This window comes from Frondihabitans sp. PAMC 28766, from assembly GCF_001577365.1.
In the GTDB taxonomy this organism is placed as follows: Bacteria; Actinomycetota; Actinomycetes; order Actinomycetales; family Microbacteriaceae; genus Frondihabitans.
Window position 1 is genome coordinate 66,291 of sequence record NZ_CP014513.1, and the last position, 14,477, is coordinate 80,767.

Annotated in this window: 9 protein-coding genes and 1 pseudogene; 4 read left to right on the top strand and 6 right to left on the bottom strand. The window is 69.5% G+C overall.

Going from position 1 to position 14,477, the window contains the following annotated elements; all coding sequences use genetic code 11:
• Nucleotide 1 precedes the first annotated feature (1 nt).
• Nucleotides 2–1,351 (bottom strand): NAD(P)/FAD-dependent oxidoreductase, encoded by a 1,350-nt coding sequence (locus AX769_RS00300; protein WP_082763375.1) that lies wholly within the window; start codon nucleotides 1,349–1,351, stop codon nucleotides 2–4.
• Nucleotides 1,352–1,548: 197 nt separating this feature from the next.
• Between AX769_RS00300 and AX769_RS00305 the strand changes: the two genes are divergently transcribed.
• Both AX769_RS00305 and AX769_RS00310 read left to right on the top strand, forming a co-directional pair.
• Nucleotides 1,549–2,409 (top strand): alpha/beta fold hydrolase, encoded by an 861-nt coding sequence (locus AX769_RS00305; protein WP_066274635.1) that lies wholly within the window; start codon nucleotides 1,549–1,551, stop codon nucleotides 2,407–2,409.
• Nucleotides 2,402–2,965 (top strand): TetR/AcrR family transcriptional regulator, encoded by a 564-nt coding sequence (locus AX769_RS00310; RefSeq protein ID WP_066274638.1) that lies wholly within the window; start codon nucleotides 2,402–2,404, stop codon nucleotides 2,963–2,965. Before AX769_RS00305 ends, AX769_RS00310 begins: the two co-directional genes overlap by 8 nt.
• A 28-nt stretch (nucleotides 2,966–2,993) precedes the next feature.
• Here the strand turns inward: AX769_RS00310 and AX769_RS00315 are convergent, their stop codons facing one another.
• A complete protein-coding gene (locus AX769_RS00315; protein ID WP_066274641.1) occupies nucleotides 2,994–3,176 on the bottom strand; it encodes a hypothetical protein in 183 nt (60 codons plus the stop codon).
• Between the two features lie 87 nt (nucleotides 3,177–3,263).
• Here AX769_RS00315 and AX769_RS25880 point away from each other — a divergent pair, with 87 nt between their 5' ends.
• Nucleotides 3,264–5,183, top strand: coding sequence for a family 43 glycosylhydrolase (locus AX769_RS25880; RefSeq protein ID WP_066274647.1), 1,920 nt, complete (start codon nucleotides 3,264–3,266; stop codon nucleotides 5,181–5,183).
• 147 nt (nucleotides 5,184–5,330) lie between these two features.
• On the opposite strand, the pseudogene AX769_RS22725 reads toward AX769_RS25880, so the two are convergent.
• Nucleotides 5,331–6,068, bottom strand: a pseudogene (locus tag AX769_RS22725) (HipA N-terminal domain-containing protein); the annotation flags it as partial.
• Complete coding sequence (locus AX769_RS00325; protein ID WP_082763377.1) at nucleotides 6,065–6,331, bottom strand: helix-turn-helix transcriptional regulator; 267 nt, start codon at nucleotides 6,329–6,331, stop codon at nucleotides 6,065–6,067. The pseudogene AX769_RS22725 and the gene AX769_RS00325, both read right to left, overlap by 4 nt.
• Nucleotides 6,332–6,425: 94 nt before the next feature.
• Between AX769_RS00325 and AX769_RS00330 the strand changes: the two genes are divergently transcribed.
• Complete coding sequence (locus tag AX769_RS00330; RefSeq protein ID WP_066274652.1) at nucleotides 6,426–8,339, top strand: sodium:proton antiporter; 1,914 nt, start codon at nucleotides 6,426–6,428, stop codon at nucleotides 8,337–8,339.
• A 96-nt stretch (nucleotides 8,340–8,435) separates the two neighbouring features.
• Here AX769_RS00330 and AX769_RS00335 read toward each other — a convergent pair whose 3' ends face one another.
• Together AX769_RS00335 and AX769_RS00340 are read right to left on the bottom strand one after the other, a co-directional pair.
• A complete protein-coding gene (locus AX769_RS00335) occupies nucleotides 8,436–12,551 on the bottom strand; it encodes an S-layer family protein (protein WP_066274656.1) in 4,116 nt (1,371 codons plus the stop codon).
• Nucleotides 12,490–14,301 (bottom strand): Ig-like domain-containing protein, encoded by a 1,812-nt coding sequence (locus AX769_RS00340; RefSeq protein ID WP_066274658.1) that lies wholly within the window; start codon nucleotides 14,299–14,301, stop codon nucleotides 12,490–12,492. The genes AX769_RS00335 and AX769_RS00340 overlap by 62 nt, the downstream gene beginning before the upstream one ends.
• Nucleotides 14,302–14,477 lie beyond the last annotated feature (176 nt).

Below are 14,477 nucleotides of genomic sequence, written 5' to 3' on the forward strand. Positions count from 1 at the left end.
GCTACGCGCGCGACTCGACCTCGACGGGCACGTCTTCGACGCGGTCGCCGTGCTTCTTGACGGGGCGCACGTCGCCGACGATCGGCACGGCACGGCGGTAGGTGAACCAGGCATAGCGCGAGATGAAGTGCGCCATCGTCGTGATGCGGTTGCTGTTGCCGAGCAGGCTGTAGATGTGGATCAGGATCCACGTGTACCAGGCGGGCACACCGGTCAGGGTGATGCCGCCACGCAGCTGGGCGACCGCCGCGTGCCGGCCGATCGTCGCCATGGTGCCGCGGTCGTGGTATTTGAAGACCTGCGTCGGCTTGCCCTCGAGCACGCGCAGGATCATCTCGGCGGCGTGCACGCCGCCCTGGAGGGCGGGCTGGGCGAGCTGGTCGAGCGGCTTCGGGGTGAGGGCGATGTCGCCGACCGCGAAGATGCGGTCCTGGCCCGTGACGCGCAGATCGGAGCCGACCAGAATCCTGCCGCCCTGGCCCTGCTCGAGGCCCCACTCGTTGACCTCGCCGTGAGCGGTCACGCCCGTGGCCCAGATCACCAGCTCGGCGGGGATCACCTCGCCGTCGGCGGTCTTGACGCCGTTCTTGAGCACCTCGGCGACGCCGGTGTTGAGGCGGAGGGTCACGCCTCGCTTGCGGAGGCTCGCGGCGGCGTACTTGCGGAGGCGGGGCGCGAACGGCTTGAGCAGCTCGGCGCTGCGGTGCACCAGGGTGATGGTGATGCTCTTGCGGTCGATCTCGGGGTAGGCGGTGACGAGCGCCTGGTCGCGCAGCTCGGCGAGCGCGCCGGCCATCTCGACGCCGGTCGAGCCGCCGCCGACGATGACGACGCGCACCTCGGTGGTGTCTTCGCGGACGGCCGCCTTCTCGAGCTGGGTGAAGAGCTCGTCGCGGATGCGGAGGGCCTGCGAGCGCGAGTACATCGACTTCGAGTACTCCTTCGCGCCGGGCGTGCCGAAGTAGTTCGTGTTGACGCCGTTGGCCAGCACGAGGGCGTCGAACGAGATCTGCTCGCCGTCGGCCAGCGTGATCACTCGGCCCTCGGTGTCGATCTTCTTGAGGAGGCCGTGCTGGAAGTTAGCGTTCGGCTGGCGGTTGCGCAGACTGCGAAGGAAGTAGGTGACGTCGCCGGCGTTGAGGCCGCCGGTGGCTACCTGGTACATGAGCGGCTGGAACATGTTGTAGACGTGACGGTCGACGAGCGTCACGCGCACGGGAGCGTCTTTCAGCGCTTTGAGCGTCGCGACGCCCGCGAAGCCTCCACCGATGATGACGACGTGCGGCCGGGTGTCGCCGGCCCCCTGCGTCGCACTGTCGTAGGGTTCTCTACCTGCCGGTGGCGGGGTCATCCCAGGTCCTCTCGTATGAGAACCGGGGGTGTCGACGGCCTCGTGAGCCCGGACCCCTCCCGGTTCGTCGTCGTCGCCCGAACGCATCGCGCTGATCACGCGGATACGGCCTCCAACCTAGTCCTGTCCCACCGTTCGCCCCAACAGGCCCGAATTGGCTATTGACACTAGCTATTTGGCTAACTATATTAGCCACTATGAACGCAACGCAGAACGGGCCCGCCACGGCGGCCCTGGCCCGCCCCGAGGGGCGCATCGTCTACGAGACGCGCGGCACCGGCCCGCTCGTCGTCATGATCCCGGGCATGGGCGACATCCGTTCGACCTTCCGCTTCCTCTCCCCCGCCATCGCCGACGCCGGCTTCACCGCCGTCGCCACCGAGCTGCGCGGCCACGGCGACAGCGACACGACCTTCTCGACCTACGGTGACGAGGCGACCTCGACCGACGTGATCGCCCTGCTCGAAGAGCTCGGGCGCCCGGCGGTGCTCGTGGGCAACTCGATGGGCGCCGCCGTCTCGGTGATCGTCGCGGCGCAGCGGCCCGAGCTGGTCGACGGCCTCGTCGTGATCGGGCCCTGGGCTCGCGACCCGCAGAACGCTTCGGCGTTCAGCCGCTTCGCCTTTCGTGCCATGCTCGCGCCGCTGTGGGCCTCCACCGTCTGGAACGCCTACCTGCCGACGCTCTACAAGGGCAACAAGCCCGTCGACTTCGCGGCCTACCGGAAGGCGCTCGTCGCCTCGCTCAAGAAGCCGGGGCACGCGAAGGCGTTCTCGCAGACCTCGCACACGACACACACGCTGTCGGGCGACCTCATCTCGCAGGTCGACAAGCCGGCGCTCGTGGTGATGGGCGCCCTCGATCCTGACTGGAAAGACGCCGTCGCCGAGGCGCACTGGGTCACGTCGCAGCTGCACGCCGACGAGCTGATCGTCGACGACGCAGGGCACTACCCGCACACGCAGCGGCCCGAGGTGGTGCACCCCGCGATCGTCGCCTTCCTCACGGGCCTCGGGTTGACCGACGACGGCGCGCAGAGCGGCGGCTCGCGTGCCTAGGGCAGGGCTCAGCGAAGAGGTCGTCTTCGAGGCGGCCGGCAGGATCGTGGACGCCCGGCCGGGTGCGACACTCACCTTGGCCGCCATCGCCGAGCGCCTCGGCGTCAAGATCCCGTCGCTCTACAAGCACGTGGCCGGCCTCCCCGCCCTGCAGCGCAGCCTCGAGGTCCGGGCCAAGGTGGCGATGGGCGACGCGATCATCGAGGCGGCCGCGGGGCGCTCGGGCGACGACGCGGTCGTCGCAGTCGCACAGGCGTACCGCTCGTGGGCGCTCGAGCACCCCGGGCAGTACCCGCTGACCGTGGTGGCCGGCGACCGCGACGACGAGGCCAACATGGCGGCGAGCACACGCTTTCTGACACTCATCACAACGATCCTCAGCGGCTACGGTCTCGACGGCGACGACGCGCTCGACGCCACGCGCTTCCTCCGCTCGACGCTGCACGGCTTCGTCTCGCTCGAGACCGGCGGCGGGTACGGCATGCCGCTCGACGTCGACCGGAGCTTCGCGAGGCTCGTCGCCGCGACGACCGCGGCCCTCCGTACCTGGGCGTGAGCGCCGACTCTCCGAAGATCGGCGCGACTCAGCGCGGGTCAGGGCGCGGCTCGGGCCGCGGCCACGTCACGATCAGGAGCGTGGCGAACGGGCCCAGCACGATCGAGACCAGGAACCAGGTCAGCCGCGACCGCCCCTTCGACTCGGCCAGCCCCGCATTCACGAGCGCCAACGTCAGCCATCCCCCGCCACCGGCGTAGTCGATATCCATGTCGGCGAGGCTAGCGGATCGGGCGGCGGCGGCCGCGCGGTGAGTAGCGTGCAAGCACCACTCCTCAGCGTCGAGAGAGACACCGCCATGCTTCGATCACACACTCGCCGGCACACCACGATCGTGGTTGCCGCTCTTGCTGCCTTCGGCCTGCTCGCCGCCCCGGTCACGTCGGCCGCCGGCGCGACACCCGCGCACTCGGCACCGCCGACCTCCGCCGGGCACTCGGCTGCGCCGCCCGCGCCCGGGCACTCGGCGCCGACCGTCGCCCCGACTCACCAAAACCCGATGGCCCTCACGCTGCCCGACGGCCAGACCGCCGCCAGCTGCGCCGACCCGACGGCGCTTCACGGCGCCACGCGGGGCGACCCCTACTGGTACCTCTACTGCACGAGCGACGCCCTGACGGCGACCGAGAAGAACGCCGACGGGTCGCTCGTGCAGCACATCGTGCCGACCTACCGGTCGCTCGACCTGACGCACTGGACGTACGTCGACGATGCGTTCACCCCGGCGTCCAAGCCCACCTGGGTCGGGGCTGCCAACGGCATCTGGGCGCCCGACGTGCTCTATCGCGACGGCCGGTACTTCATGTACTACGCCGCAAGCGACACTCCTGGGGCGGACGGCGCGGCCACGGGCGGCGGCTCCGCTGTCGGCCTCGCGACCAGCACCAGCCCCACCGGCCCCTGGACGGACTCGGGCGGCCCCGTCGTCGCCCCGCAGGAGGCCGCGAACGGCACCGGCGAGCGCTGGGAGTTCGACCCCGAGGTGATCAGCTGGCACGGCGCCTCGTACGTCTACTTCGGCAGCTACTTCGGGGGTGTCAACGTGCGGCAGCTGACCGCGGACGGGACTCGCTCGCTGCCTGCGACCGAGAAGCCGATCGCGATCGACAACCGGTACGAGGGCACCTACCTGATGCAGCACGACGGCTGGTGGTATTTCATGGGGTCGGCGACGAACTGCTGCAACGGCTCCCTGACGGGCTACGGCGTCTTCGTGGCGCGGTCGCGGAGCCCCCTCGGGCCGTTCCTCGACCAGGACGGTGCCTCGATCCTGAGCACCCGCGTCGGCGGCACGCCGCTCTTGGCCCAGAACGGCAATCGCTGGGTGGGTACCGGTCACAACACCGTCGTGACGGACTTCGCCGGGCAGAGCTGGATCATCTACCATGCGGTCGACCAGAGCGATCCCTACTACGCCGGGCAGCCCGGCTACACGAAGCGGCCCGTGCTCATCGATCCGCTCGACTGGAAGAACGGCTGGCCGATCGTTCGCGGGGGCGCGGGGCCGTCCGACACCGTGCAGGCGGGCCCTGCGGCTCAGCCCGGTGAACGGGCGTCGTACCGACCGCGATTCGTGGCAGACGACCAGCCGGGGCGCGTCGACGGTGCGGCCTCGACGACGTTCGACGGAAGCACGCTGCCCACTGCGCTGACGTGGACCCGCCAGCCCGCGGAGTCGACGTACTCGGTCTCGGGCGGTGCCTTCCGCTGGCAGACGCAGGATGCCGACATCCACCCGCCGACGACGCCGCTCGCCTCGGTGCTCGCGGAGGCCGCGCCGCACGGCGACTACGTCGTCGAGACTCGGGTGGCCGTCAACACCCCGGCCACCGGCGACGGCCTCAACTACGTGCAGGGCGGCCTCATCGTCTACGGCGACGACGGCAACTACGTGCGGCTGACGTCCAACTCGATCTTCGACACGCGCCAGACCGAGTTCGGCAAGGAGGTGACGCCGGTGCCCGCAGGATCACCGAACTACGGCAACATGGTCGTCGGCCCGGTCGGCTCGTCGACCACCCTCCGCATCGCGCACCGGCTCGTCGGCGGCACCGACGAGTACACCGCCTATACGAGCGTCGACGGCCGACACTTCGTCAAGGGCGGCACGTGGGATGCGGCCCTCGGCTCGCACCCGCGCATCGGCCTCATCTCGCTCGGCGGCGCCGGCTACACCAGCACCTTCTCGTACCTGAAGGTCAGCGCGCTCGCGCGCTGACGCCGCTGCGCGCAGGTTGCAGGACGTCAGGCCGTCGGTCACGCCACGACGAGCGGCAGCTGCTTCACGCCCTGCACAACGGCGTCCGCCGCCGTCTCGGTGCTGATACTTCTTCGATGGTGAGACGCTGAGCGACTGACAGAGGTCTTCTTGATGAAGTCGGACCCAGCGGCCGTCGACGACAGAACGGTCGTAGCGCTCCGTCACGAAGACGTCGCGCCCGCCGAGCGTCATGAGTTCGGATGACGCCACGGTGTTGCCGAGGAATGCCGCGGCATGCATCGTCATCTGCTCGACGACGTCGATTCGTCGCACGTCCCCGGTCACGGGCTTGAGGATGTGCGTCGTCGGAGTCGCATCCTCCGGCACGCCCCATGTGCCGTTCGGCAGTCGATGCAAGGCGATCTTCGGCTGCGCTCCGGCGAGGCTGAAGCGCCCGACGGCGTCGTCGTTGGAGATGCCGTCCGCGTATTCGCTGACGACGTGCTCGAGCATCGTGGCGACCTCGTCGTCACTCACGCGACGGACGCTTGTGCGACCGGCCGTCGCGTCGGATCCTGCGGTTCCGGGCTCGACGAGTTGGACGGCACCGGCGACCTCCGAGCCCACGTGCCGAAGGAGGGCGAACGGATTGGCCGGGTTCGCGGCGAATCGACGACCGATCGCTCGGAGCGCCTCTTCGCTGTCGGGAAGGAGGCCCTGCAGGGCGGGAAGGACGACGCGCTCCTTGTGGACGGCACCGGCCAGGAGCATGGACAGCGGCAACGGTGTGGCGACAGGATTCACGCGGTACTCGTCGTCGTACGTGAACGACAGGTTGCCCGACGCGGACTGCGTCACTCGACCGCAGCGGGCCCCATCAAGCAGGACGTCGAGCTCGGTCACCAGCGCACCTCGCCCGATACGTTGTCGCGAAGCGCCAGCTCGAACCCGAGGGCCTGGAAGACATCCATCAGCTTGCCCGCCTCGATGCTGGGCTTGCCGGCCTCGACGTCGGCGACGAACGAGCGAGAGACATGCGACAGGCTTGCGAGCTGGGATTGCGTCAGGCCGCGCTGGTCACGGAGTTCGCGAACGAGAGCGGACGTTTCGCGCATCGTGTACATCAGGCCCTCGCTCCAGGTGTCGCCGTACGGAGACATTAGCATTTGTCGCCGTACGGCTACAACCCTCAATGTCGCCGTTCGGCGACACACTAATACGGAGGGGCGAGTCGATACTCACCCTGCAACGATAGGCCGTATGGAACTGCTGATCTTCGGGGTGCTGGGCGTGCTCGCGATCGCCGCGGCAACGGCATTCGGCCCGCGGATCGGCATCGCGACGCCCCTGCTGCTCGTGCTGTTCGGCATCGGCCTCAGCCTCGTGCCCGCTCTTCCCAACCTCGTGATCAACCCCGACTGGATCCTGGTGGGGGTGCTCCCACCGCTGCTCTACTCGTCGTCGGTGGCGATGCCGGCGATGAACTTCCGGCGGGAGTTCGGGGCGATCGGCGGTCTGAGCGTCGTGCTCGTGATCGTCAGCTCGGTCATCATCGGCGTCTTCTTTCACCTGCTGATCCCGGGCCTGTCGCTGTCGTGGGGCATCGCCCTCGGCGCGATCGTCAGCCCGACCGACGCGGTGGCGACCTCGATCATCAAGAAGGTCGGGGTCTCGCCGCGCGCCGTCGCCATTCTCGAGGGCGAGAGCCTGCTCAACGACGCGACGGCGCTCGTGATCCTGAAGTCGGCGATCGTCGCGGCCGGCGCCGCCTTCTCGATCGGCGGGGCGATCGGCACGTTCTTCTACTCTGTCGCCGTCGCCGTCGCGATCGGCTGGGCCGCGGGTCTCCTCAACCTCCTGGTGCGCAAGCGGGTGAAGGATGCGACGGTCAACACCGTCATCTCGTTCGCCGTGCCATGCGTGGCCTCGATCCCGGCCGAGATGCTGAGATCGTCGGGCCTCGTGGCGGCCGTCGTCGCCGGGCTCGTGACCGGCACGCTGGCGCCGCGTCTGCTCAGCCCGCAGCATCGCCTGTCCGACTCGCAGAACTGGGGCACCGTCGAGGTCGTGCTCGAGGGCGCGCTCTTCCTGGTGACCGGCCTGCAGATGTCAGGGCTGGCGTCGCAGCTGGTGGGCGAGTCGACCGGTGTGGCAAGCGCCATCGGGATCGCGGCGGGGGCGCTGCTGCTGACCGTCCTGATCCGGGCCGGCTATGTGAGCCTGCTGCTCGGGCTGCTGCGCACCCGCACCAGGCGCGGCGCGAACATGAAAGAGCAGCTCGTGTCGATGCAGCAGCGCCTCGACTCGGGTAACGCCCTCAGCTGGAACGAGAGCCGGCAGCTCGACGCCCTCGAGGCGAGCGCCACAACCACGGGCGACGAGGAGGACGCGCGGCGGCTGAAGGAGATCCAGCAGGCGCAGGACGCCCACGACGAGCAAGCGCGACAGCGGCAGGAGGAGGAGCAGCTGCTGGGGGGCGGGCCCCGAGGCGGCGAGTCGCAGGGCGCCGACTCGCAGGGCAGCGAGTCGCAAGGCAGCGAGTCGCAAGGCGCCGGCAGCGCGCGACGAGCGCGGCGCATCGAGCGAGGGGCCGGGGCCCGCCGGGCCAGCCGGCGAGGGCGCCCCCTGCCCGACGAGGGCGCCCTCGCGCGAGTGCGCAAGCGCGTGGTCCGCGGGCTCGCCGACATCGAGTACTTCCTCCAAGAGCAGCTCGGCTGGAAGGAAGGGTCGATCATCGTCTGGGCAGGCATGCGCGGGGCCGTGACGTTGGCCGCCGCCGAGACGCTGCCGACCGGCCACGACTCCCCGCCGCACCGCGCGCTGCTCGTGTTCATCGCGTTCGTCGTCGCTGCCGGGTCGCTGCTCGTGCAGGGCGGCACCATCGGCTGGCTCGTCAGGCTGATCAAGCCGGCCACGCAGGATCCCGACGTGGCGCTCGCCGAACGCACCAAGCTCTTCGAGATGATGCGCGCCACGGCGAACGAAGCCCTCGACGGCGCCGACCCGTCGACGCTCGATCGCGACGGCCGCCTCAGAATCTTGACGGCGCAGCGGAACGCGCTGCTCGACGCGCGCGACGACGGCACCTACTCGGCCGACATGCTGAGCTACGTGCTCGAGGCGCTCGACGCCGACTGGATCGCGATCAGCATGCGCGGCGGCCCGGGCACCTGAGCCGTGCTACACACCGACGAGCGGCACGGAATCCAGCCCGCGGGCTAGAGTCTGTGCCGGTCGTCGGAGTTCAGCCGACCGGAAGGGGCCCGACGGCTAGAGGCCGAGGCGACGCGGGCCCGGCGCCTCGCGGCGGAAGCGCCGCAGCAGCACCAGGGCGAGACCCATCAGCAGCCCGCCGAGGCCGATCAGCAGCATGCCGAACGTGCCCTGGCTGCCGGTGAAGGCGAGCGAACCCGGCCCGGTGCCGTGCCCGCCACCGCGAGTGACGGGGGCGGTCGAGCCTCCGTGCCCCGATCCTGGAGCCGCAGCCGCAGCCTCAGCCGGCGTCGGGTACCTCACCGTCAGCGTGGCGGAGACGAGCGCGTCGGCGGAGTCGGAGACCTCGTAGGCGATCGAGGCGGTGCCCGCGAAGTGCTTGACCGGGCTGAACACGACCTGGCCGGCGGCGACCGCGAAGGTGCCCTTGCCGGGGATCGCGAACGACGACACCGGCTTGCCGGTCGACGGGTCGATCAGCTGGAGGGTGGTCGAGTCGAAGTTCGCCCCCGCGGTCGGGGTGTCGACCTTCAGCGGCGAGAGCGTCACTTTCGCGCCGGGCGTGCCCGTGACGCCGACGTTCGTGGCCTTCGCCGCGGCGAGCACGGTGATCGTCACGGTCGACGTCGTCACCTGGCCCGACGAGTCGGTGGCCGTGTAGGTGAAGGTGTCCTGGCCCGCGAAGCCCGCCTTCGGCGTGTAGACGTAGGACCCGTCAGGGGCGACCGTGACGGTGCCGTCGTCAGGAGTCGTCTTGAGCGCCGCCGCCAGGAGGGTGCCCGTGTCGTTGGCGAGCAGACCGTGCGCGGCGTCGACCGAGACCTTGTGGCCGGCGATCGTCTGGGCCGAGTCGTCGAGCGACTGCGGAGTCACGTGGATGGTCACCGTGGCGGTCGTCTTGGCCGCGCCCGGGGTCAGGCCGTTCTCGTCGATCACCGAGTAGGTGATCGTCTCCACGCCGGAGAAGTTCGTCTTCGGCGTGTAGACCAGGGCCCCGCTGCCGTTGATGGTGGCGACGCCGCCCTGCGACGGGGTGCCGACCTGCGTCACCCGCAACTGCGTGCCGGAATCGTTCGAGAGAACTCCAGGAGCCTGCAGTGTGAGGGGCGTGTTGACGGCAGTGGTGTCGGAGTCGTCGGTGACGGTCGGCAGCACCGTGAGGGTCAGCGTGCCGGTGCGCGTCGGGTTGACGCCGTCGTCGATCGTGTAGGTGAACGAGTCGGTGCCCGAGAAGCCTTTGACCGGCGCGTACGAGTAGGAGCCGTTCTGGCGCAGGGTCAGCGAGCCGTTCGAGACGTTCTGCACCACCTTCAGCACGAGGTTCGAGCCCGAGTCGTTCGACAGGACCCCCTCGCTCGCGGGCACCACGAGAGTGCCGCCCGAGGGCGCGGTCGCGGTGTAGTCGGACGCGCGGTCGCCGACGATGATCCGCACCGGTGCCGTCACCGTCTGGTTCGACGAGTCGATCACCGTGTAGTTGAAAGCGTCGGCGCCCGAGAAGCCCGCGTCGGGCGTGTACGTGTACGACGTGCCCGACTGTGTCAGCGTGCCGTGGCCGAGCTGCACTGTGCCACCGACGAGCGCCGGGGTGATGCTGCTGATCGAGAGACCAGTGCCGAAGTCGTTTTTCCGGAGGTCGCCGGCGTCGAACGTCAGCGGGGTGTCGGCCGGTGTGCTCAGCAGGTCGGACAGAGCGCGCGGCGTGACCGTGACGACGATCCTGCCGATCGAGGTCAGGCCCGACGCGTCGGTGACCGTGTAGCTGAACGTGTCGGCGCCCGAGTAGCTCGCCGCCGGCACGAAGTCGACCGTGCCGTCGGAGGCGATCGTGACCGAGTTGCCGTCAGCGTCGACGAAGGCGGTGCCGGCGGGGTTGCCGCCGTCGACGGACGTCACCGACAGGGTGTCACCGACCGCGCCGCCGAGCGCGCCGGGGGCGTCCAGGTGTGCCGTCTGGTCGGCCTTGACCGAAGTGCTCGAATTCTGCACGAACGGGTCGACGTCGATCGAGACGATCGCGTCGACGGTCTGCCCCGTCGTGTCGGTGTCGGTGTATACGAAGCTGTCCGTGCCCGAGAAGCCCGTGTTCGGCACGTAGGTGTACGAGCCGTCCTTGTTCAGGGTCAGCCTGCCGAACTGCACGCCCGTCTTCACGACGGCGGTGAGGAGCGTGCCGTCGTCGTTCGCCAGGACGCCGTGGGCGGTGTCGACCGTCAGAGTCTGGTTCGCCGTCGTCGTGCCCGAGTCGGGGGCTGCGACGGGCCTGACCTGCACGGTCACGGTGGCGGACTGCTGCTGCGCGTGCGAGTCGGTCACCGTGTAAGTGAAGGTGTCGGCGCCCGAGAAGCCGGAGGCCGGCGTGTAGACGTAGTCGCCGTTCTCGTCGACGATCGAGCCGTTCGCCGGCTGCTGCACGCTCACCGTGAGGCCGCTGCCCGAGGCCTGAGCCAGAAGGCTGGCGCTCGAGAACGGGTAGGTCTGAGCGTCGGTGATCGACGTGCCGAAGCCGTTCGCGGCCGGCAGGATCGTGACGGTGACGGCCCCCGCCGTGTGGTCGCCCGACAAGTCGGTCACCACGTAGTCGAACGAGTCGGTGCCCGAGAAGCCCGTGTCCGGCGTGTACGTGAAGGCGCCGCCGCCACCGAGCGTCACGGTGCCGTGAGAGGCGGTGGTGCCCGGGTCGGTGTCGAGGGCGACGCTCAGGCTCGATCCTGAGGCCCCGGTGGCCGGGGAGAGCAGACCGTGAGCCGCGTCGACCGAGTCTGCCTGGCCAGAGGCCGCGGTGATGGCCAGCGAGCCGGCCGCCGGGTCGACCTCGATGGTCGCGGTGCCCGAGGCCTTCTGGCTCGCGGAGTCTTCGAGGGTGTACGTGAACGTGTACGTGCCCGAGAAACCGGCCTGCGGCGAGTAGGTGACGGTGCCGTCGGTGTTCTGGATGACGGTGCCGACCGAAGCGTCGCCGACCGAGGTCAGCTCGAGGCCCGAGCCGCTGCCGGCATCGGTGAAGACGCTGGCCGGCAGGGTGATGGGCTTGTCGTCGGTGGTCGGGTGGACTGTGACGGGGTTCGCAGCCGGCGTCACCGACAGGGTCACCGGCGCAGTCGACTGATGTGTGCCGTCGGTGATCGTGTAGTCGAAGCTCACGGGGCCCGAGAAGCCCGCCGTCGGGGTGAAGGTGATCGAGCCGTCGCCGTTCAGCGTCGCGTCGCCGCCCGTCTCGGGGCCCGCCGCGGTGCCCACCTGCGAGATGCTGATGTGCGCGCCGTTGTCGCTGCCCGTCAGGGTCGACGCGGCGATGGTCAGGGGCGTCTGCGAATCGGTGCCGGTCGTCAGGTGCTCGGCGACCGCGAGCGGCAGCACCGTGATGGTGACCTTGCCGGTCGCCGTCGGGTTCGACGGGTTGGTGACGGTGTAGGTGAACGAGTCGGGGCCCGAATACGAGGCGTCCGGCGTGTAGACGTAGGAGCCGTCGGCCTCGACCGTGACCGAACCGTGGTGCGGGCTAGTGGAGAGGCTCGCACTGCTGCCGTCGGGCTGGTCGGACAGGACGCCGTCGGCCGCGCTCACGCCGTCGCCCTCGCCGGACGTCGCCGTCGTGGTGTAGTCGCCGGGAGCCGGGTTGACGGGGACGACGACGGTGGTCGTCTCCAGGGTCGTGCCGTCGGTCACCGTGTAGCTGAAGCCCGCGTTGCCGGCGAGGCCGGCGGTCGGCGTGAAGGTGATCTGCTGGGTGGTCTCGTCGTACGAGACCGTGCCGCGAGTGGCGTTCGAGACGCCGGTGATCGACAGGTTCGAGCCACGATCGTTGGCAAGGAGGGTCGACGCGTCGATGGTCGCGGTCTTGCCCTGGTCGAGCGCCGGAATGGCGTCGGGCTTGGCGACAGGGTCGACGGCGACGTGCTCGGTCGCCGTGGCGGTGTTGCCCGAGGCATCGGTGATCGTGTAGCCGAAGCTGTCTGGCCCGGAGTAGTCGGCCTTCGGCGTGTAGACGAACGAGCTGCCGTCGCTGCTGAGCGCGACCGTGCCGCCCTGCACCGAGCTCGCGTCAACTGCCGAGACCGCGACGGTCGTGCCGATGTCGTTGGAGAGCGCCGTTGACGACTGCACCGTCTCAGCGGTGTCGGCCGGCGTGGCGAGCAGTGTGTCGTCGACCGCGTTGGGGTTGACCGTCATCGTGGACGGTTCCCGTCGCGTGGTGGCCGCCGGCGTCCGTGACGACGTACGTCCAGGTGTCGATGCCCGAGTAGGTGCCCGTCGAGGTGTACGTGTAGGAGCCGTCGGAGTCGAGCGTGACCGTGCCGTGAGCAGGAGCCGAGGCGTTCGAGGCCGTGAGACCGGTGCCCTGGTCGTTCGCGAGCACGCCGTTCGCGGCGGTGGTCGTGACCGAGCCGCCGACCGTCACGGTGCCCTGGTCGGCCACGGCGGTCGGGCCGACGATCAGGGTGACGGTCGGGGTCATGGACTGGCCGGAGGGGTCGGCGACCGTGTAGGTGAAGCTGTCGGTGCCGGCGAAGCCGTTGTTCGGCGTGTAGGTGAAGTGCCCGGTCGTCGTGTCGAAGCTGAGCGTGCCGTGGCTGACGTCGCTGTTGCCGGTGATGGTGAGCCCCGTGCCGGAGTCGTTGTCGAGCACGCTCGGGCTGCTCGCGGCTGAGTCGTCGATGGCCGTGTTCGTCGGCGTCGAGTACTGGTCGTTCTGGCCGACCACGTGCTTGGCGACGAGCGTGTTGGTGAAGAGGCAGGAGACGTCGTCGTCACGCGTGCTCGGCAGGGTGACCGTTGCGGTGTCCCCGAGTCCGTTCACGCCGTACTTGCCGCTGGCCGAGGTGCAGGCCCAGGTGGTGTCGTAGTCGGTCAAGTCGGTGCCGCTGCCGGGGGCGGCCGTCTGGGTCACCGTGTAGGCGTTGCCTGCGGTGACGAGGTCGGCGCCGGCGGTCACCGCCTGCGTGCCCGTCGCGCTGCCCGTCGTGGTCGCGGTATTGCCGTCGCTGAGGGTGTTGTTCGCGCCGCCCTGGATTGTCAGGGTGAACTGGTCGGCGCTCTTCCAGCGCTGGTCGACGCTCGTCTGAGCGGAGAGGCCGTCGGCGTAGTTGCAGCTGGCGAGGTCGGTCGGAGTGAAGGTGCCGTTGCTGTCGGTGATCGTGTTCGTGGCGACCGTCGTACCGCTGACCGGGTTGATCTTCTCGATGGTGCCGTTGACCGCGACGTAAAGGAACCCGTTGGTCGAGAACGCGATGCCGGGGCTCGCGGTGACCGAGCCGAGGTTCGCGATCTCTGTCGTCGAGAGCTCGCTGGTGGTCGACACGGTGGTGGGAAGCGTGCCGTCGACTCGGACGACCTGACTGCCCGAGACGGCGTAGAGCACGCCCGTGGTCGAGAACGCGAAGTCGCCCGTCGAGGCCTGGGCGAAGTCGAGATAGCCGACCTGGCCGATCGGGGTGTCGGTCTTGGTGTTGAAGGCGTAGACCGCAGCCTTCGTGGCGTTTCCCTGTGCGTAGTAGTAGATGCTGGTCGACGGGTCGACGGCGCCCCGGTAGGTGGCGGAGGGGACATAAGCGCTGAACTTCGTCGTGGAGTCGGCCACGGGGTCGTACTTCGTGATCGTGCCCGACGCAGTGGCGGTTTTGGAGTTGAGAGTGGCATAGGCGGCGCCACCGCCCTGAGTGATGCCGAGGGCGTTGTTCGAGGGGCTCTGGGTTCGCAGCACTGTCGCAGCACCCGTGGTGGCGTTGATGGAGTCGAACGCGCCCGATGAGTTGATCCCGTAGAGCGTGTTCTCGTCGCACGAGAACAGCGCGCCGGCCGCGTGCGCCGCGCCGCCGGCGACCTGGCTCACGCCGAGGGCCATGAGCAGGACGCTCGTGGCGAGGGCGCCTGCTGTCAGGAGGCGCTTCTTGAGAGGGATCTGGGCGGCGTGCTCGGCCATGACGGAGAATCCTCGAGATTTCCGAGGCCGTGGAACGAGCGGGTGGGTGAGTCCGCCTCACCCCCTTGCACGCTCTCTGACCGGGGCGCCGCACGAATGAACCTCAGAAGTGATCTTCCGGGGTCGGCCCACGCGTCGATAGTCCCTCTAGGGGTGCCACCCTCACGGGGGCCACA

Excerpts from the sequence above, each read along its gene's own strand:
- AX769_RS00300 (WP_082763375.1), bottom strand. The coding sequence starts at position 1,351 with ATGACCCCGCCACCGGCAGGTAGAGAACCCTACGACAGTGCGACGCAG.
- AX769_RS00335 (WP_066274656.1), bottom strand. The coding sequence starts at position 12,551 with ATGACGGTCAACCCCAACGCGGTCGACGACACACTGCTCGCCACGCCG.
- AX769_RS00325 (WP_082763377.1), bottom strand. The coding sequence starts at position 6,331 with ATGCTAATGTCTCCGTACGGCGACACCTGGAGCGAGGGCCTGATGTAC.
- AX769_RS00330 (WP_066274652.1), top strand. The coding sequence starts at position 6,426 with ATGGAACTGCTGATCTTCGGGGTGCTGGGCGTGCTCGCGATCGCCGCG.
- AX769_RS00340 (WP_066274658.1), bottom strand. The coding sequence starts at position 14,301 with ATGGCCGAGCACGCCGCCCAGATCCCTCTCAAGAAGCGCCTCCTGACA.
- AX769_RS25880 (WP_066274647.1), top strand. The coding sequence starts at position 3,264 with ATGCTTCGATCACACACTCGCCGGCACACCACGATCGTGGTTGCCGCT.
- AX769_RS00315 (WP_066274641.1), bottom strand. The coding sequence starts at position 3,176 with ATGGATATCGACTACGCCGGTGGCGGGGGATGGCTGACGTTGGCGCTC.
- AX769_RS00305 (WP_066274635.1), top strand. The coding sequence starts at position 1,549 with ATGAACGCAACGCAGAACGGGCCCGCCACGGCGGCCCTGGCCCGCCCC.